Genomic DNA, 17,722 nt, shown 5'->3' on the forward strand with positions numbered 1-17,722 from the left:
GGTTACTCCTCGGCCAGCAGCGCGGCGAGCGTTCGCTCTGCCAGGGTCAGCTTGTAGGCGTTCTCTTCGGTCGGGCGGGCACCATCCAGCAGCTCAGCCATCACTGCGGATGCGCCTTGGGGCAGCGCGGCATCCGCAGCATCGCGCCGCCAGGGCCGTGGGGCCACACCGCCCAGCGCCACGCGCCCCGTGCCGTCCGGGGCGTGAATCAGCGCCACAGACACCAGCGCAAAGGCATACGAAGAGCGGTCGCGCACCTTGAAGTAGCCATGGCGGCCTTCCACAGGCTCGGGCAGCACCACCCCGGTAATCATTTCGCCCTTGGCCAGGACGTTTTCTACCTCGGGGGTATCGCCGGGCAGCTGGTAGAACGCATCCAGTGTTAGGCTGCGGGTCTCGCCCTCGGGGGTGATGGTTTCCACGCGGGCATCCAGCGCTTGCAGCGCCACCGCCATATCGGAGGGGTGCGTGGCAATGCACGCATCAGAGGTACCAATCACGCCCAGTTGCCGAGTGGTCGCGCCTTTTCCCAGCGCCGCGCAGCCAGCGCCCGGTGAGCGCTTATTGCAGGGCATGGCGGTGTCGTAAAAATAGGGGCAGCGCGTACGCTGCAGCAGGTTACCGCCGGTGGTGGCTTTGTTGCGCAGCTGGCCAGACGCCCCCGCCACCAGCGCCCGGCTCAACACGCCATAGGCTTCGCGCACGCGTGGGTCGGCCGCTAGGGTGCTATTGCTGACCATCGCCCCCACGCGCAGGCCGCCCTCTTCCGTAGCCGTAATGGCGTTCAACCCCGTGCCGCGCACATCGATCAGGTGCAGCGGGGTTTCGATCTCGTGCTTCATTAAATCCAGCAGGTTGGTGCCGCCAGCAATGAATTTAGCGCCCGGCACCTCGGCCGCGCGGGCCGCTGCTTCGGCGGGGCTAGCCGCCCGCTCGTAGGAAAAGGCTCTCATGCGCGCTCCTTGGCAACCTGGGTAATGGCCTTGAGGATGTTGGCGTAAGCGCCGCAGCGGCAGAGGTTGCCCGACATTCGCTCGCGAATCTCGGCATCGGTGATCTCGATAGGCGCGGTGAGATCCGCCGTGACATGGCTGGGAATATTGGCGGCGATCTCCTGCAGTACGGCGTTGGCCGAACAGATCTGCCCCGGCGTGCAGTAGCCGCATTGAAAGGCGTCGTTATCCACGAACGCCTGCTGCATGGGGTCTAGCTGCTCTACCGTGCCCACGCCTTCGATGGTGGTGATCTCGTCACCTTCGTGCATCACTGCCAAAGTAAGACACGCGTTGATGCGTTCGCCATTCACCGACACGGTGCAGGCGCCACACTGGCCGTGGTCGCAGCCTTTTTTGGAGCCGGTGAGCGCTAGATGTTCCCGCAGGGAATCCAGCAGCGTGGTGCGGTTATCGAGCGTTAAGGTGTGCTGGGTGCCATTCACCACCAGCGTCACGGTTGAGCGCGGCACTTCTTGCGGTGCCTGATCGCGGCGCTGTTCAGCGCTATTTGAAGCGTTCATAAATCGGTGCCTTCCCTGCTCATTGCTGTTACTTATCGACGGTCTCGCCCCTTCAGCATAGACATAAATCGGCGGCAGCGACCTGACGCGTACCAAGCGGCTGCGCTACGCTTAGCGCAACGACCCGCGCTAAGCGGGCAGGGTGACTCACGAAAGGACGCGATATTGATGCAACACTTGGATCGACAGGTGATTGAAAACGCCCTGGCGTGGTGCCAGCAGGGCAGCTCTTTTTGGCTCTGCACGGTGCTGGCTACCTTTGGCTCCTCTCCTCGCGAGCCGGGCTCCTGGATGGCAGTGAACGAAGCAGGAGAGGCCATTGGTTCGCTGTCCGGGGGCTGTGTAGAGGAGGACTTTCTCCAGCGCGTCAAAGAGGGGGCGTTTGAGCGCCCGGTGACGGTCATCCGCTACGGCGACCCGGACGATGTTCAAGGGGCCAACGTGACGCTGCCCTGCGGCGGTATCCTAGAAGTACTGATTGAGCGCCTGCCCGCCACCCAAGCCACCGAAGCACACCTCACCACGCTGCTGGCGACGCTAGACGGCCAACAGCCGCTGGTGCGCCACGTCGATCTACCCAGCGGGCGCGTTGGCTTTCACGAGGATGCCTCACTTGGCCCGCGAGTTTACCGTGAGCAAGTGCAGGGGCAATCCGAGTGCATCTACCTACGCGTTGCCCCCGCCAGGCGGTTAATTATTGCGGGTATCTCCGCCATTACCGCCCCTTGCGCGGCCTTTGCCGTCACACTCGGGTTCGAGGTGATCGTATGCGACCCAGACGCCACCGCCTGCGCGCAGTTCTCCGTGCCCGGCGCGTTGGTTAAGGCACAGCTGCCGTCACAGTACATCGCCTCCGGCGCTTGCCATGGGGCGACGGCAGTGGTGGCGCTCACTCATGACCCGCGCATTGATGACTTAGCCATGATGGAAGCCGTACGCACCCCCGCGTTCTATATTGGCGTGATGGGCTCTCAGCGCACCTCCACCGCGCGGGCCGAGCGGCTGATACGCTCCGGCAGGCTCACCCAAGCGCAGGTGAAGCGCGTGCATATGCCGATTGGCCTAGCGCTGGGCAGTAAAACCCCGGCAGAGATCGCCCTGGCGGTCATGGCGGATATCGTACGGGTGCAGCACGGTAAGGCCGTGGATGAGCTTTGATTGCCATGAGCGCTAACCACGTTGTCGCCCTGATAATGGCGGCAGGCTACTCGCGGCGCTATGGCGAGGCCGATAAGCGCCAGGAGCGTCTTGCCGATGGCCGAACGCTGTTGGCCACCACCGTTGCGCGCACCGAGCAGGCGTTTAGCCAGGTACGGGTCGCAATTCGTGAGGAGGACGACGCGTTTCAGCTTGGCTTGGCTGCCAGCACACCGCTGCTTCGGCTGCGCCAAGCGCACCTGGGGCTGGGCGCCAGTTTGGCCGAAGCGGTGGCGGCGCTAGGCGGTGATTGCCGCCTGAACGACAGCAAGGCGGTGGCGGTACTGCTAGGCGATATGCCGCGTATTCACCCCGCGACGCTGCGAGCACTGCAGCAGCAGGCCACCCGCGATACCATCTGGCGGCCGCGCTACGGCGGGCAGCCCGGCCACCCGGTGCTGTTTGGCCGGGCTTTTTGGCCGGAACTAGCGCATTTGCGGGGCGAAACGGGCGCTAAGTCGCTGATTCAGCGCCACCCATCCCACTACCATACGCATGACGTCGACGACGCGGGCACTCTGTTCGATATCGATACGCCAGACGCGCTTGCCTGCCTTTAGCGTTTAAGCGCTCATTCGATTATCAAAGAAACCATTTAATAAACATTATAGAGTAGTGTGTGCATGCCACTGCCACACAGCGATCGATGAATGTTACTGCCCAACCTATTACTGGATCCGCAGGCGCTGAGTGCTTTGCAAGGAAAGCACGATGTTCTCCTGGTGATACTCTCCTGGCTAGTTGCTCTGGCGGCATCTTATGCCAGCTTGGAAATTATTCGTCTCGTCGGGAGCACCTCGTCGTCGCTCTGGCGCAGCACTTGGCTCGCCGCGGGGGCCAGCGTGATGGGCGCGGGCGTCTGGAGCATGCATTTCGTCGGCATGCACGCCTACCGGCTGGCGTTTCACGTTAGCCACGGCCATCTATTAACACTGCTTTCCGTTGTGCCCGCCATCGTCGGTAGCTTGGTGGCCATGACGCTGCTCTGCCGCGAGAAGCTCTCGCACCGCACGCTGATTCTCGCGGGCACGAGCCTGGGGCTGGGGATTGGCGTGATGCACTATAGCGGCATGGCCGCCATGCGTATGCCCGCCACGCTCTACTATGCGCTGGATCTATTTTTAGCCTCGTTGGTCGTTGCCGTTGGGCTGGGCATTTTGAGTGCCTATGCTTACCGCTTATGCCGCATGGAAAACGGCAAAACGCGCTATCAGCGGTACGCGTTCATATCTGCGCTGTGTATTTCGCTCGCAGTCAGTGGCATGCACTACGTGGCCATGCAGGCTGCCTGGTTCGTGCCCATGAGCGATGCCGCCGAGCACGCCCACATAGAGGCCTCCCACTGGCTTATTTTTGTGATCAGCGGGGCAGCCGTTTTTGCCGCGCTGCTGACGGTGCTGGCGATTAAAATCCAGCGCCGCCTGGAAGACAGCGAGCGCCACGGCCATATGACGCAACGGCGTCTACTGGAAGTGATTGCCGCTCTTCAGGATGGTGTGGTGCTGCTCGATGACAGTGCCCGCATCCGGCTGTGTAATAACGCCTTTGAGCAATTAACGGGCATGACCCACGCCCAGCTCATGGATGCGGATATCACGCAGGTGCCTTACGCCAAAGATAGCCAGGCACTTACCCCCACCATTCACCGCGCACTGGTGTCGCAAGGGGAGTGGAGCGGCATGATCACGGCGCTTCGCACGAATGGCGATGAGTACCCGGCATGGCTCAGCATCAGCCGCGTGAACTATGCCAACAGTAAAGATCGGGATTACGTGGCCCTGATCAGCGACCGCACCGACGAGCAAAACGCGCAGCAGCGGATTCGCTATCTGGCTTACCATGACATGCTCACCGGCTTGCCAAACCGCTTGGCACTTCAGGAGTATTTGACGACACACCTGCAGGATAGCCGTCATCAGGGCCACTACTCGGTGCTAGCGCTGTTGGACGTCAACCGTTTCAAAGTGCTGAACGACAGCATGGGCCAGGATATTGGCGACGAGCTGTTACGACAGCTCGGCAGCCGCTTGCAGCAGCAGGCAGGACAGGAGGTGATGGCAGCCCGTTTGGATGGTAATGAGTTTGCGCTGTTGTCCACGTTCACCGCCACGGATCAAGCCACCGCCGAACGGCGGGCGTACCAGCATATCGAGCAGGTACTGGCGACGCTGGTGGCCGATTATCAGCTTCACGGGCACACCTACCCTTGCAACATCAACGTGGGCATGCTGATTTTCTGCCCTCGTGAGATTGAGAGCGTCGGGCAGCTGTTCAAACGCGCCGGGCTGGCACTGTTGGAAGCCAAGCGCCAGCGAGACGGCGTGCCCAAGCGCTTCTGTTCGGAGCTGGAGCAGAAACTCGAAGAAGATATTACGCTGGAGCGTGAGCTGCGCCTGGCGATCAATAGCGGTGCGCTTAGCCTGCACCTTCAAGCCCAGGTAGATACGCACCACGACGTCATCGGTGCCGAAGCCCTGGTACGCTGGCACCACCCACAGCAGGGGATGATCTCACCGGGGCGCTTTATTCCCATCGCCGAGCAAACCGGACTCATTTTGCCCCTGGGCGCTTGGGTGTTAAAAGAGGGCTGCCGTCTGCTCGGCGAGTGGCAGCATGACCCATGCCTGCGCCATTTAAAGCTCTCGCTCAACGTGAGCGTGCGTCAGTTCCAGCAGCCCGATTTTGTCGAGCAGGTCACCACCACGCTGTGCGCGACCGGCGCCCCGCCTGAGCGTTTGACGCTGGAGCTGACCGAATCGCTGCTGATGAGCGACCCGGAAGGCACCATCGACAAGATGCGCCGACTGCGGCAACTGGGCATTCGCTTTGCGCTGGATGATTTTGGCACCGGCTATTCGTCGCTGGCGTATCTCAAATCGCTGCCGCTGGACACGCTCAAAATCGACATTGCCTTCGTCAAAGATTTGACCCTGGACATGCAGGCGACGCCGATAGCCGCCACCATCATCGCCCTGGCAGAGAGCCTGGGGCTAGACGTGATTGCAGAGGGCGTGGAAACCAACGATCAGTGTACGGTGCTGGCGCGCTTAGGGTGCCATGTGTATCAGGGCTACTACTTTGGCAAGCCAGCACCCGCAGCAGCGTTTACGCGACGCAATGGTGCCTCTTCTCCTACAGCGTCATGAACGGCTGGGCGTCTTGATTGCTGAACATATACACGTGATAAGGCTCGCTCTGGGGCCCAGGCATGCCCGGTGTGCCAATCGGCATACCGGCTAAGCCGATGCCATCGACCTCAGGCTGCTGGTCAAACAGTGCCTCAACCGCCTCCATCGGCACGTGCCCTTCGATCCAGTAGTTGCCTATCTCGATGGTGTGGCAGGAGCCCATGCCGTAAGGCACGCCCGCCTGCTGCTTAATATCACCCAGCTCGACGTCATCGATGATGGTGACGTCTACGCCAAGTTCTTCAAGATGACGCGCATACTCATCGCAGCAGCCACATTGAGGGTTCTTATACAGCGTCGCCTCATCCGGCAGCGCGGCGTGGGCGGTCGCAGCGCCGAACATCAAAGCACCGGATACCAGCAGCGCAGTGGCATGTCGTTTCATATCGCTCTCCTATGACACCGTTTTTTGCAAAGCTTACCACCTTGGGGCTACCCACAGGTCAAGGACCAGACAGCGGTCTTTCCCTCTCATTTGACCTATGGGTGGCACCGGGTTCTACGCTAAAAGGTGGACGTTGACCCCAAGACGACAAGGAGGCTAACCATGGCAGCAACGACCCACCACACTGCCCAGGTATATCGGATGAAAACCGCCGAGCACATGTGTCCGTTCGGCTTGAAGACCGTCGACTTGCTCAAACGCAAAGGCTACGCGGTGGATGACCATACTCTCACCAGCCGTGACGACGTCGACGCATTCAAGGCACAGGAAGATGTCGATACCACGCCGCAGGTATATATCGATGGCGAGCGGATTGGCGGCTACGAAGACGTGCGCGAACACTTGGGTATGAGCGTTCCCAATGCCAAAGAGACTACCTACCGCCCGGTGCTGGCCATTTTTGCCGTCGCGCTATTGGTAGGCCTGGCGATGAGCTGGGCAACCCAGGGCACGCTGCTTACGGCGCGCATTCCAGAGTTTGCCGTAGCGACCGCGATGGTGCTGCTGGGCCTGCAGAAGCTGCAGGACATCGAAAGCTTCAGCACCATGTTTCTCAACTACGATCTGCTCGCCCAGCGCTACGTGCCCTATAGCTACGTTTACCCCTACGCCGAAACCGCCGCCGGGCTGTTGATGCTGGCGGGCACGCTGATTTGGGTAGCCGCACCGCTGGCACTGTTCGTCGGCACCGTGGGCGCGGTATCGGTGTTCAAAGCGGTTTACATCGATAAGCGCGAACTCAAGTGCGCCTGCGTGGGTGGCAACAGCAACGTACCGCTCGGCTTTGTGTCGCTCACCGAAAACCTGGTGATGATCGGCATGGGCCTGTGGATGCCGCTGCGCCTACTGCTGGGCTAGCGTCGATTAAGAGCGGCTTAGCAGCGCCGTGACGCCCAGGGCCAGCCAGCCGGCCATCAGCAGCAGCCCGCCAATCGGCGTCACGATACCTACGCTCAACCCGGCCAGCGCCATCAGGTAGAGCGAACCGGCAAAGGCCAGCACACCTAACGCCCATAGCGCCAGTACGACCTGCTGACCGGGGAGCGGACGGTGGCTACGCCAAGCCAGTACCGCCAGCATAGCCAGCGTGTGCCACGCTTGGTAGCGCACGCCGGTTTCCACGATATCCACCATCGCAGCGCTGGTGCGTGCCGCTAACCCGTGGGCGGCGTAAGCCCCCAGCATCACCATGGTTGCTCCTAAAAGCGCCACCACACACCACCACAGCTTGTCGATTCGCTGCACGCCTGACTCCTTTTCACCTATGTTGGCGGCGCATCGCCACCCCGTTAATCATTGAGATATTCACCCCGCTGCATACCTTGCACGGGTCGAAACCGCTACAATAGAAGCCGTTTTGCCTCATCCACCAGGGTGCTTACTGTTTATGTCTACCCCCAATGAGTCGATACAGCTTACGCTCAACGGCGAACCCTACGCCATGACCGCTGGCCTCACCGCTGCTGACTTGGTCGAGCAGCTTGGCCTGGGCGGGCGTCGTATCGCTGTCGAAATCAACGAACAGATTGTGCCCAAAAGCCAACTGGCCGCGACCCCGCTGGCCGCAGGCGACCAGATCGAAGTGGTCCACGCCATTGGCGGCGGCTAGCTGCCGGTGCTTTTTCAAGGAATCGCTATGACGCAACTGACTGATACACCGTTCACCATTGCCGGACGTGATTTTAGCTCCCGCCTGTTAGTGGGTACCGGCAAGTACAAAGACTTTACCGAAACCGGTGCTGCCATTGCCCAGAGCGGTGCCGAAATCGTCACCTTTGCCGTACGCCGCACCAATCTTGGCCAAGATGCCGATGCCCCAAACCTACTGGACGTCATCTCGCCCAAGCAGTACACCCTGCTGCCCAATACCGCGGGCTGCTACAACGCCAAAGATGCCGTGCGTACCTGCCGCCTGGCCCGCGAACTGCTGGATGGCCACAACCTGGTGAAGTTGGAAGTGTTGGGCGATGATCATACCCTCTACCCCAACGTGGTCGAGACACTCAAAGCGGCAGAAACGCTGCTGGCCGACGGTTTCGACGTGATGGTGTACACCAGTGATGACCCGATCGTTGCACGCGAGCTGGAAGCCATGGGCTGCTGCGCCATCATGCCGCTGGGCTCACTGATTGGCTCGGGCCATGGCATTCAAAACCCACATAACGTGCGCCTGATCGTCGAGCAGAGCCGCGTGCCGGTGCTGGTGGATGCCGGCATTGGCACGGCGTCCGATGCGGCCATGGCCATGGAGCTTGGCTGCGACGGCGTGCTGCTCAACAGCGCCATCGCCCATGCCCGCGACCCGCTTCGCATGGCCAACGCCATGAAGCTCGCCGTCGAGGCTGGCCGCGATGCGTTTTTGGCGGGCCGCATGCCGCGCCGCCAAAGCGCCGACCCCTCTTCGCCTTTTGCAGGCCGCATCAACGGCTGATACAGAGACACCATGACTGATACGAACGATACCGCGCCCGAGAGCAACACCACTGGTCCCGAAAGTGCCGACGCACCGCTGCACCGTCGCGGCATTAAAAGCTATGTGATTCGCGCCGGACGTATGACCCAGGCCCAAAGCCGCGGACTTGAAGAGGTATGGCCGCGCCTTGGGCTGACCATTGCCGATGGCCGCCAGGAGTTAGACGCCCTCTTCGGCCGCCAAGCCCCTCGCGTGGTGGAAATTGGCTTTGGCATGGGTAACTCGCTGATCGAGCAGGCCGAAACCCACCCGGATACCGACTTTATCGGTATCGAAGTGCACGCCCCTGGCGTTGGCAAACTGCTCGACGAAGCCGACAAACGCGGCCTGACCAACCTACGGGTTTACCGTGAAGACGCCCTGGCCGTGCTGGAGCAGTGCCTACCCGAAGGCTCGTTGACTACCTTGCAGCTCTTCTTCCCCGACCCGTGGCCGAAGAAGAAGCATCACAAACGGCGCATCGTCCAGCCCGCCTTCGTGGAGCTGATTCGCACGCGCCTCAAGCCCGGGGGCACGTTCCACATGGCCACCGACTGGGAAGCCTACGCCGAGTGGATGGCGGAAGTGATGGACGCCGCCCCTGGCTACGTCAACACCGCAACGCCCGAGACCGCACCTTACGTGCCGCGTCCGGCCTTCCGCCCGCTCACCAAGTTCGAAGCGCGCGGCGAAAAGCTCGGCCACGGCGTGTGGGACTTGATCTACCGCCGGGAAGCCTGACGTTCGATTGGCAGCAGGCCACGCGCGGCCCTGCGTCTGCCGCCGCGACGAACTCGTACAAAAGCCCTACCCATCAAAAAAAGAAAGCCGCTCCAAAGGAGCGGCAAAAGACCGTGACTAGCAATGAGAGGGAGAAACCATGACAGGAAACTGGCGGTTTCTGTCGTGGTTGCCAGCGTCTCATCAAACGCTGACCATCACAATATAATCATTCTCATTTACCCCGTCAACACAAATGCGAATACTTTTTATTTATTTTTTAAATCAACTGATGAGCTGGAGCCACAACGGCAACGTCAGCATAGCGAGCAGCGTTTGTCCGGTAATGATGCCGGCCATCAATTCCGCATCGCCGCCAAGTTGACGGGCCAGAATATACGCCGAGGTTGCCGTGGGCAGCGCGGCAAACAGCAGTGCGACGTCTCGGCTGACGGGGTCGAGCCCCAGCAGCCAGGCTAACGACAGCACGAAAGCGGGCATGAGCAGCAGCTTGATCGTATTGGTCGCCATCACACCGCGGTCGAGGCGCAGCAGCGCCATGGGTCGAAGTGCCACCCCCACTGCCACTAGGCCCAGCGGCAGCGCTGCGCGGCCCAGCAACGAGACGGTTGCTTCACTCCAACCTGGCAGACCAACACCGCTAAGGTTTAGCCCAATACCGGCCAGACACGCCAAAATAAGCGGATTTTTCGCCAATGCCAGTGCGCTCTTGCCCAGACTTGCACTGCCTAGAGTCCCCGCCGCCACGAAACTGGCGACGCACATGACGTTTACCACAGGCACCATCAGCGCCACGGCTACCGCTGCCGTGGTGGCGCCTAGCGAACCATGCAGCGCGGCCGCTCCCGCCACGCCTACGTAGGTGTTGAAACGCACGGCGCCTTGAAACACGGAGGTAAACGCCGCCGGGCCGAGCCTTAACCAGCTACGTCCATGCCACAACAGCATGCCAAACAGCGCCATCGCTCCCAGCAGCGCCAGCGCCAATCGGCCGACGGGCACTTGGCTCACATCGGCCGTGGCCAGCGTGCCTACCAGCATGGCGGGGAACAGCACGAAATAGATCAGCCGCTCCATCTGCGCCCAAAAATCCATAGTAGGCCAGCGGGCATACCCTAAGCCTGCCCCCAATAAAATCAGTAAAAACAGGGGCCCTAGTGCCCCGGTAATGCTCTCCATTGTCATTCCTTATCAAGTGCGACATCCCAGCACAGAGACATCTGCAGGATAGCTGTTACCATGATTTGCATACCCTGACACAAATGACCCGCCTTATGGCCTGCGTAGCGACTATTCTGCCATGAAGAATTTGCTTAAACCTGTCGAGGTGACGGGTTTTCCAGCGCTGAAAGTGCTTATTCTAGTGACGGGCCTCGCGCTGGCCGCGTGCACGTGGTACGTCTTTGCTAACTGGCTGCGCGATGATCGCGATATCGTGTGGTTCATCCCCAATGGCGAATGCAACTTGCATAGAGCGCCCTGTTCGGCAACGCTGGGCGATAAAGGTGAACTGACGCTGACCATCGATACCGATGGGCGTATCGAGGCACTTGAAGTGCTGCCGCTGGATGTCGAGGTAGAGGGCGTTAACCCTCGCCATGTGACGGTCGATTTCGTAGGTCGCGACATGGATATGGGTCTCAACCGCTTCGCCCTCACCGCCACCGCACCGGGCCACTTCCACGGCCAGGGACAAGTGGGGGTGTGCACGCAAGCCGTGATGCCCTGGCGGGCGCGAGTGATCTTGGAAACCCCGGACGGTAAGCTAGGCAGCTGGTTCGATTTCGATGTGACAAGGAGTTAGCGCATGGCAATTCGCAAGCCGCTTTGGCTAGGTATCGCCCTCATGGCTCTTCTGCTGGTCGTGGCAAGCGTTGGCCTGTACCAACTCCGCGCAGGGGAGGATCCCGACGAACCAACAGGCGGGCCCATTGCCATGCCGTCGACGCAAGGCGATTTCTCACTGGATCAGCTCGGCAACGACGAGATTGCCATCGTCTCTTTCGGCTATACCTACTGCCCCGATGTCTGCCCCATGAATCAGGCGGTCAAGCGCCAAGCGCTGGCACAATTGAGCGATGCCCAGCGTGAACGAGTGGTGCCTGTCATGATTACCGTCGATCCAGAACGCGATACGCTGCCCCGCATGCGCGAGTACATGCAGTTTTTCGGCGAAGAGTTCATTGGTTTGGTGGGTAGCCAGGCGCAGCTCAACGAGGTGGCCGGGCGCTATGGTGTGATTTGGCGACGGGTCGAGGCGCCGGAGTCGGCCATGGCCTATACCATCGACCACAGCGCCTCGCTGTTTTTGGTCAACCGCGAGGGGAAGATACTGCAGCGGGTGCTCTACTCACCAACGCCCCATGGGTTGGTATCGGCGCTCGAGCGCGAACTAGGCAGTTAACGCTCTAAAACGGCTTGATGCGTTAGCGACACGGCGGCTATTCGGCCGTCGTCGCCTCCTCCGTCTGATCGGCTTGCAGCCGATCCAGCATGGCCATCAGCGCCTGTACTTGGGTGCCGTCTCGAGTATCGTGTAGCGGGTTGATCTGCCAAGTGCTCTCCGCGAAACCCCACCAGTCCCAGCACGCTTGCGGATTGGCCATGCTGCTTTCGGCCTGTGGATACAGCACCACTTGGCCATGCGTCGCCGCCCAACGGTTCAAGCCGCTGTAGCGAGCGAAGGTATCGCCGATGGTCTCTGCGTTCATCTGGCAACCGTGCAATGCTACGGTGACCGGACACCCCCCCAACTCACACGTCTCGGGCACGAACAGATAGCCTGTATCGGCCACCCCTTTCACCGCGAAATCAGATTGATCGAAGGCCAGCAGCTCGCCTTCGCTAGCGTTCGCCTCACGCTCGGGATAGAGCCACGCCAACATCTCTCCCGCGACGTCGTCGCCACAGGCCAGCACGTGACTACCACCTCCGTTATGGCAGTCACCTAGCGACTGCGGGTCGATAGGCGCATCTTTGGGCATCGCCACCGGCCAGCCGTGCCCGGTGTTTTCCCGTTGAACGAAGCGTAGCTGCTGCTCGGGGTCCGCCAGCCAGCGCTGCCACTGCTGCGCGAGCAGGTCGCCCAGCGCAGGCGAGACCGTCTCGTCCGACGTACCATGCCACACAAAAGCACGCAGCGAGCGCAGCGCCTCTTGGCTGCCGACTTGCTCCATCTCTGCGTAGCGCTGGCGACGCTGCTCCAGCTCGTCCAGCGACGGCAGGCCGCGCCGGGTCATCATGCACTGATTGAGAGCCGTACTCAAAGCCCCCTGCGCGCAGCCCCAAGGACCTGCTGCCAGTACGCCCAGTCCGCTAAAGCGCTCGGGCCAGGCCACCGCAAGCTGAGTGGCCATGTAGCCCCCCGCGGAGACGCCCACGACGCTTGCTTGATCGTTAGCCGCTGCCAGCGCTGGGAGCTCAATAGGTGCTTCCTGGGCCTGGGCAGCGCCGCTGCCCAACATAATAAGCGCCGCCATCCAGCGGCGCTGACGAGAGGCCATACCCATGGCTTATTCGATACCTAGCAGTTCGACGCGGAAAGTGAGCATTTCATTCGGACCAATCGGGCCCTGGCCGCGTTCGCCGTAGGCGAGATCCGCCGGGATGTAGAGCATCCAGCTGTCACCCACGCTCATCAGCTGCAGGGCTTCTTGCCAGCCCTCGATCACTTGGTTGACCTGGAAACTCACCGGCTCACCGCGCTCGAAGGAGCTATCGAATACGGTGCCGTCCAACAGCATGCCTTCGTAGTTCACTTCGACGGTATCTTCCGGGCCAGGCGTTGCACCATCTCCTGACTCGATGACTTCGTACTGCAGACCAGACTCGGTCACTTCGACCTCGTCACGCTCGGCGTTTTCGGCCAGGAAGTCTTGGCCCTCTTCCAGGTTCATCTGCGCCAACTCAGCGGCTTGCTGCTCGCGCGCTTCCATCGAGCGCTCTTGGAACGCCATCAGCGCTTCCATCATCTCCTCTTCGTTCATCGCTAGCTCGTTGCCATCAAAGACATCGCGCATCCCGTCGGTGAACGCATCCAGATCGAGATCTTCGATGTCTGCCTGCATGCTTTCGCCCAGGGTCACGCCCAGGCTATACGCCAAGCGCTGCTCGTCGGTTTCCGGGGCAGCGGCGGCAAACGGTGCGACTAGCAGCAGGCCAGTGAGCGCGGTAGAAGAGAGTAGTGCTTTCATGGAAAAAACCTTATCCAGCGGCGCAGCGCGCCAAATATTTTGGGGTGCTTCAAAGACTAACACCCGCCGCCTCAGGCTGCATTACCTGAAACGGCGGGTGCTGCTCAGACCACACGATTGCGTAGAGGTTTAGCCGGTCGCCTTCACACTAGACCACCAGCGTGGGGCAATGAGCGGCACCGGCCACGCGTTGGGAAACGCTGCCCAGCAGCAAATTCTTTTCCCCATTGGTTCCCTGTGCGCCAATTACGATCAGGTCGCACTCCCGCTTACGAGCAAAGCGCACGATGGTGCGGGAGGGACGTCCGCCTTTGACAAAAGCTCGCACGCGAACGCTATCGGCGCCCAGTTCGATGGCGTGGGATTTGGCGTGCACGGCAATCTCCGTTGCGTACTCCTTGAGCGCGTCATCGGGGATATCCAACCGGTTGGGGCGCACCATGGAGAGCGACGCCTCCAGCAGGCTGTGATGTTTGAACACACACAGTAGGTAGAGCTCTGCCCCGGTGAGCAGATGCAGACCAACGGCTTTTTCGAGCGCCTTGATGGCCCCCTTTGAGCCATCGACAGGGATCAAGATGCGATTGAACATCCGCGTTCTCCTTGTGACTGCTTAACGGAAGGCAACATCACGCAGGAACAGCGCAATTTGCGGGAACATGATCAGCAACGCCGCCGCCAGAATCAGCATGAAGATGAACGGTGGCGTGCCCTTGATCACCTCCCAATAGGGGCGTTTGAAGATCGCGATGGCGGTAAAGATATCGCAGCCAAAGGGTGGCGTGGCCGACCCAATCGCCACCTGTAGCGTAATCAGGATACCGACCAGTACGGGATCGAGCCCGGTGGCTGCAATCGCCGGGGCAAAAATCGGCGTCAATACCAGAATCACCACGATGGGGTCGACGAACATGCACGCCACGAAGAACGAAATACAAATGGCGATCAATACGCCCGTGGGTCCGGCCTCGTTGACCCCCACGGCTTCGAGGATCGCTTGGGGAATCTGCGCAAACGAAATGATCCAAGAGAAGCCATTGCCCACGGCCACCAGAATGAACACCACGGCGGTGATCAGGCCAGTAGACTTGGCGATGGTGTAGATATCGCGCATTTTCAGCGAGCGAAAGACGACGAACTCTAACAGCACCGCATACAGGACACAGGCGGCCGCCGCTTCGGTAGGACTGAAGATCCCGCCGTAAATGCCGCCCACGATGATCACTGGGAAGCCGAGCGGCCAGAGCGCTTTCTGAACGGCCGTGGCCCGCTCTTTCCAGCTTGAGCGCTCTTCGGTAGGCACGTCTTTTACGATGGCGTAAATGATGCAGTACGTGGAGAACATGAACAGGATAAGCAGGCCGGGACCAATACCGGCGATGAACAGCTCGCCAATCGAGGTGCCGGAAATGACCCCGTAAATGATCATGCCAATGCTAGGGGGAATCAAAAAAGCAATATCACTGGCATTGATGATCAGCGCCAGCGTAAAGGGATCGGAGTAGCCCGCTTTGAGCATCTTCGGACGCAGCGGCGAGCCTACCGCCACTACAGTGGCCTGGGTCGACCCCGACACGGCGCCGAACAGCGTACAAGAAGCCGCCGTGCTGACCGCCAACCCCCCTTTGATATGGCCAATGAAGGACATCACCATATCGATGAGGCGATTCGCAGACTGCCCTCGGGTCATGATGTCGGCAGCCAGAATGAACATCGGCACGGCGATTAGCGACGCCGGGCGTATGCCCGCCATCATCTGCTGAATCAGCGTATCCATTTGGCCGAAGCCGTTGAACATCATATAGAAGCCGATCACTGCCGCAGTGATCAGCGGGATCATCATTGGAAAGCCCAGCAGCAGCAGGGCAATCATGGTGACTACCATTATCGTCGTCATAGCGTTCCCCTAAGGTGCAATCCCTGCTTTACACTTCTGTTTCGGTGTCTTTATAGCCGTCTACCACCCCGGTAGAGAGGTAGACGTCTCGGGTGGTGAGATTCTTGATCGCGGTCAGTAGGTACTGAATCCCGGTGATCAAAAAGCCCATGGGCACCCAGACGTAGATGATCCATACCGGTAAGCCCAGCGACGGCAGTACGCGCCCTTTGCTATACAGGTCGAGGATGTACACTACGGAGTAGTAAAGCAGGAAGAACATCACCAGCGAGGTGAAAAACGCGATGCCGATCATTAGCACTTTGCGACCGCCCACCGGCAGCGCATCGTAAATCGCCGACATGCGAATATGGCGACCGTGGCGGGCAGCGTAGCCAATACCCGCAAAGGTGATCATGATGATCAGGATACGGTTCAGCTCGCCTGAGAACATGATGCTATTGCCGAACACGAAGCGGGCAACGACGTTGGTGACCGTATTCAGCGCCATTAGCAAAACCCCCATCGCCAGTATGACTGACTCGATTTTGCTAATTGCAGTGTCGATCACTCCAAGTACGCCGGGCAAACCCGAGCGGTAGTTCTTTTCGGACTCTTCTTCGGACATGGCCGTTCTCCTTTGAACGCAGCGTGGTCGCTTGCTCGATGGCGACGCGACCTTCCCATCACTGACACCGAACGGAGCAGGTTCGGCCTTGCTCATTTTGTAGCGTAATGGGTAATGACTCTTTTCGCTTCAACGCTGGATGGACGTAGATTTTTCTGTGTTCGCCCCCGCGAGCATGTGTTTTTTCGCTAGAGGGGTGGACAACAAAAAAGGGGCAGCGCTGGCTGCCCCTTGGCGACGTCATGTGATTAACGCAAGCGCGCTAACCGATTAGGACTCGCTTTCGACGGCTTCGAGGTCCGCTTTGAACTGCTCCAGCAGCTCGGCACCGCGCTCGCCCGTCATTTCGAGGAAGGCTTCCTCGACCTGCGGTGCGCGCTCGCGGAACGCTTGGATCTGCTCTTCGTTCAAGCGTGTCACGGTGACTTCGTCAGACGCTTCCTGGATTTTGGCCAGCGCTTCATCGGCTAGCCCTTTGATGTGCTCGATAGTGTGGTCGTAGGCCGCGTCCGAGGCGTTCTGGACCAGCTCTTTGTCTTCATCGGACAGGCCTTCGTAGAAGTCCTGGTTGGCCATCATCGCGGTGGTGAACCAACCGTGGCCAGTGAAAGTCAGGTGCGGAGACACTTCGTACAGACCGCCAGATTCGATCCAGAAGATCGGGTTTTCCTGACCATCGATGATGCCGGTCTGCAGGCCACCGTAGACTTCGCCCCACGGCAGCGGTGTCGGCGTCGCGCCAAAGGCGTCGTAGGTTTCCGACAGCAGCGGGTTGGTCATGGTGCGGATTTTCTTGTTATTCATGTCTTCCGGCGAGCTAATCGGCTCGTCGGTGGTGACCACCATTTCACCCTCGGGGTACATTTTTAGAAGCTCGAGACCCTGCTCGGCGTAAAGCTCCGGGAACATTTCATTGATGGCTTTACTCTCGTCGAAGAACGTTAGAACGGTCTCTTCGTCGGTCGGCAGCAGATACGGAATGAAGAAGATTTGCGCTTCTGGGATCAGCGCACCGGTAAAGCCAGGTGACTGATTGACGAACTGGAGGATGCCGTTTTGCGTCTGCTCCATGATGTCGTCGGACTCGCCCAGTTCACCAAAGCGGTAAACCTGTACGGTATGGTCGGAGTTATCTTCGATGTACTCCTTGAATGCGTAAGCGAAGACATCCTGCACGTCGCCTTCGTACTCTTCGTGTGCGTAACGCCAGTTATCTGCCTGAGCGGTCGCGCTCAAACCCAGCAGCAGTGCACCCACGCTTGCCGTGGTGAGCAACTTGGTGGTGACGGAACGAGTCGAAACTAATGTGCTTGCCTTCATGCAGAGTTCCCCTAGCAGTGGTAAGCGCGCCGTACGAGAGCGCAAGGATCTTAGTGTTTGTATATCCCGAGTCGCTCCACTTTTATTCAGCGTTTGTTCAGCCGCTAACACGCAGTAACGTCGTTCATTGCTGTGGGTTAGCGGACGATCGCCAGCGAAGCTAACA

The 17,722-nt window shown here is 60.0% G+C and carries 20 protein-coding genes; 9 read left to right on the plus strand and 11 right to left on the minus strand.

Annotated elements, in window-relative coordinates; genetic code table 11:
* Window positions 1-2: 2 nt before the first annotated feature.
* Together GYM47_RS17025 and GYM47_RS17030 are read right to left on the minus strand one after the other, a co-directional pair.
* On the minus strand, window positions 3-953 hold the full coding sequence (locus GYM47_RS17025; protein ID WP_153843517.1) for an FAD binding domain-containing protein: 951 nt from the start codon (window positions 951-953) through the stop codon (window positions 3-5).
* Entirely contained in the window at window positions 950-1,516 is a 567-nt protein-coding gene (locus tag GYM47_RS17030) for a 2Fe-2S iron-sulfur cluster-binding protein (RefSeq protein WP_153843518.1), read from the minus strand. The genes GYM47_RS17025 and GYM47_RS17030 overlap by 4 nt, the downstream gene beginning before the upstream one ends.
* A gap of 168 nt (window positions 1,517-1,684) precedes the next feature.
* On the opposite strand from GYM47_RS17030, the gene GYM47_RS17035 reads away from it, so the two are divergent.
* The 3 genes from GYM47_RS17035 (at window position 1,685) to GYM47_RS17045 (ending at window position 5,859) form a co-directional block, all read left to right on the plus strand.
* The gene (locus GYM47_RS17035) at window positions 1,685-2,674 is read left to right on the plus strand and encodes an XdhC family protein (RefSeq protein WP_153843519.1); all 990 of its coding nucleotides are present in this window, start codon (window positions 1,685-1,687) and stop codon (window positions 2,672-2,674) included.
* A 5-nt stretch (window positions 2,675-2,679) separates the two neighbouring features.
* Window positions 2,680-3,273: a nucleotidyltransferase family protein gene (locus GYM47_RS17040; protein WP_153843520.1), complete on the plus strand. Its 594-nt coding sequence runs from the start codon at window positions 2,680-2,682 to the stop codon at window positions 3,271-3,273.
* A 90-nt stretch (window positions 3,274-3,363) separates the two neighbouring features.
* On the plus strand, window positions 3,364-5,859 hold the full coding sequence (locus GYM47_RS17045; protein WP_153843521.1) for an EAL domain-containing protein: 2,496 nt from the start codon (window positions 3,364-3,366) through the stop codon (window positions 5,857-5,859).
* On the opposite strand, the gene GYM47_RS17050 is transcribed toward GYM47_RS17045, so the two are convergent.
* A complete protein-coding gene (locus tag GYM47_RS17050) occupies window positions 5,846-6,286 on the minus strand; it encodes a DUF411 domain-containing protein (RefSeq protein ID WP_153843522.1) in 441 nt (146 codons plus the stop codon). The two genes, GYM47_RS17045 and GYM47_RS17050, sit on opposite strands and share 14 nt — an antisense overlap.
* A gap of 162 nt (window positions 6,287-6,448) precedes the next feature.
* Between GYM47_RS17050 and GYM47_RS17055 the strand changes: the two genes are divergently transcribed.
* On the plus strand, window positions 6,449-7,204 hold the full coding sequence (locus GYM47_RS17055; RefSeq protein WP_196781568.1) for a MauE/DoxX family redox-associated membrane protein: 756 nt from the start codon (window positions 6,449-6,451) through the stop codon (window positions 7,202-7,204).
* A gap of 6 nt (window positions 7,205-7,210) precedes the next feature.
* Here the strand turns inward: GYM47_RS17055 and GYM47_RS17060 are convergent, their stop codons facing one another.
* A complete protein-coding gene (locus GYM47_RS17060) occupies window positions 7,211-7,591 on the minus strand; it encodes a DUF423 domain-containing protein (protein WP_081138629.1) in 381 nt (126 codons plus the stop codon).
* A gap of 142 nt (window positions 7,592-7,733) precedes the next feature.
* Here GYM47_RS17060 and thiS point away from each other — a divergent pair, with 142 nt between their 5' ends.
* From thiS to trmB, 3 genes are read left to right on the plus strand one after another with little or no spacing between them, the layout of a single operon-like run.
* A complete protein-coding gene (thiS, locus tag GYM47_RS17065) occupies window positions 7,734-7,955 on the plus strand; it encodes a sulfur carrier protein ThiS (protein WP_153843523.1) in 222 nt (73 codons plus the stop codon).
* 27 nt (window positions 7,956-7,982) lie between these two features.
* On the plus strand, window positions 7,983-8,777 hold the full coding sequence (locus GYM47_RS17070; RefSeq protein WP_153843524.1) for a thiazole synthase: 795 nt from the start codon (window positions 7,983-7,985) through the stop codon (window positions 8,775-8,777).
* A gap of 12 nt (window positions 8,778-8,789) precedes the next feature.
* The gene (gene trmB, locus GYM47_RS17075; protein ID WP_139526027.1) at window positions 8,790-9,539 is read left to right on the plus strand and encodes a tRNA (guanosine(46)-N7)-methyltransferase TrmB; all 750 of its coding nucleotides are present in this window, start codon (window positions 8,790-8,792) and stop codon (window positions 9,537-9,539) included.
* Window positions 9,540-9,803: 264 nt separating this feature from the next.
* Here the strand turns inward: trmB and GYM47_RS17080 are convergent, their stop codons facing one another.
* A complete protein-coding gene (locus GYM47_RS17080; protein WP_153843525.1) occupies window positions 9,804-10,718 on the minus strand; it encodes an AEC family transporter in 915 nt (304 codons plus the stop codon).
* A gap of 121 nt (window positions 10,719-10,839) precedes the next feature.
* Here GYM47_RS17080 and GYM47_RS17085 point away from each other — a divergent pair, with 121 nt between their 5' ends.
* Together GYM47_RS17085 and GYM47_RS17090 are read left to right on the plus strand one after the other, a co-directional pair.
* Window positions 10,840-11,343: a hypothetical protein gene (locus GYM47_RS17085; protein WP_153843526.1), complete on the plus strand. Its 504-nt coding sequence runs from the start codon at window positions 10,840-10,842 to the stop codon at window positions 11,341-11,343.
* A gap of 3 nt (window positions 11,344-11,346) precedes the next feature.
* Entirely contained in the window at window positions 11,347-11,943 is a 597-nt protein-coding gene (locus GYM47_RS17090) for an SCO family protein (RefSeq protein ID WP_139526030.1), read from the plus strand.
* A gap of 37 nt (window positions 11,944-11,980) precedes the next feature.
* Here GYM47_RS17090 and GYM47_RS17095 read toward each other — a convergent pair whose 3' ends face one another.
* The 6 genes from GYM47_RS17095 to GYM47_RS17120 all read right to left on the minus strand — a co-directional run bounded on the left by GYM47_RS17095 (window position 11,981) and on the right by GYM47_RS17120 (window position 17,556).
* Window positions 11,981-13,042 carry a PHB depolymerase family esterase gene (locus tag GYM47_RS17095; protein ID WP_231125626.1) on the minus strand — a complete coding sequence of 354 codons (1,062 nt, stop codon included), beginning with the start codon at window positions 13,040-13,042 and terminating at the stop codon, window positions 11,981-11,983.
* Between the two features lie 9 nt (window positions 13,043-13,051).
* Complete coding sequence (locus GYM47_RS17100) at window positions 13,052-13,732, minus strand: BamJ family beta-barrel-assembly machinery protein (RefSeq protein WP_139526032.1); 681 nt, start codon at window positions 13,730-13,732, stop codon at window positions 13,052-13,054.
* Between the two features lie 148 nt (window positions 13,733-13,880).
* The gene (locus tag GYM47_RS17105) at window positions 13,881-14,324 is read right to left on the minus strand and encodes a universal stress protein (RefSeq protein ID WP_139526033.1); all 444 of its coding nucleotides are present in this window, start codon (window positions 14,322-14,324) and stop codon (window positions 13,881-13,883) included.
* 21 nt (window positions 14,325-14,345) lie between these two features.
* The gene (locus tag GYM47_RS17110) at window positions 14,346-15,629 is read right to left on the minus strand and encodes a TRAP transporter large permease (protein WP_139526034.1); all 1,284 of its coding nucleotides are present in this window, start codon (window positions 15,627-15,629) and stop codon (window positions 14,346-14,348) included.
* Window positions 15,630-15,657: 28 nt separating this feature from the next.
* Window positions 15,658-16,236, minus strand: coding sequence for a TRAP transporter small permease (locus tag GYM47_RS17115; RefSeq protein WP_139526035.1), 579 nt, complete (start codon window positions 16,234-16,236; stop codon window positions 15,658-15,660).
* A gap of 270 nt (window positions 16,237-16,506) precedes the next feature.
* Window positions 16,507-17,556 (minus strand): TRAP transporter substrate-binding protein, encoded by a 1,050-nt coding sequence (locus tag GYM47_RS17120; RefSeq protein ID WP_153843528.1) that lies wholly within the window; start codon window positions 17,554-17,556, stop codon window positions 16,507-16,509.
* Between the last annotated feature and the right edge of the window lie 166 nt (window positions 17,557-17,722).

It is taken from the genome of Vreelandella piezotolerans (genome assembly GCF_012427705.1).
GTDB lineage: Bacteria > Pseudomonadota > Gammaproteobacteria > Pseudomonadales > Halomonadaceae > Vreelandella > Vreelandella piezotolerans.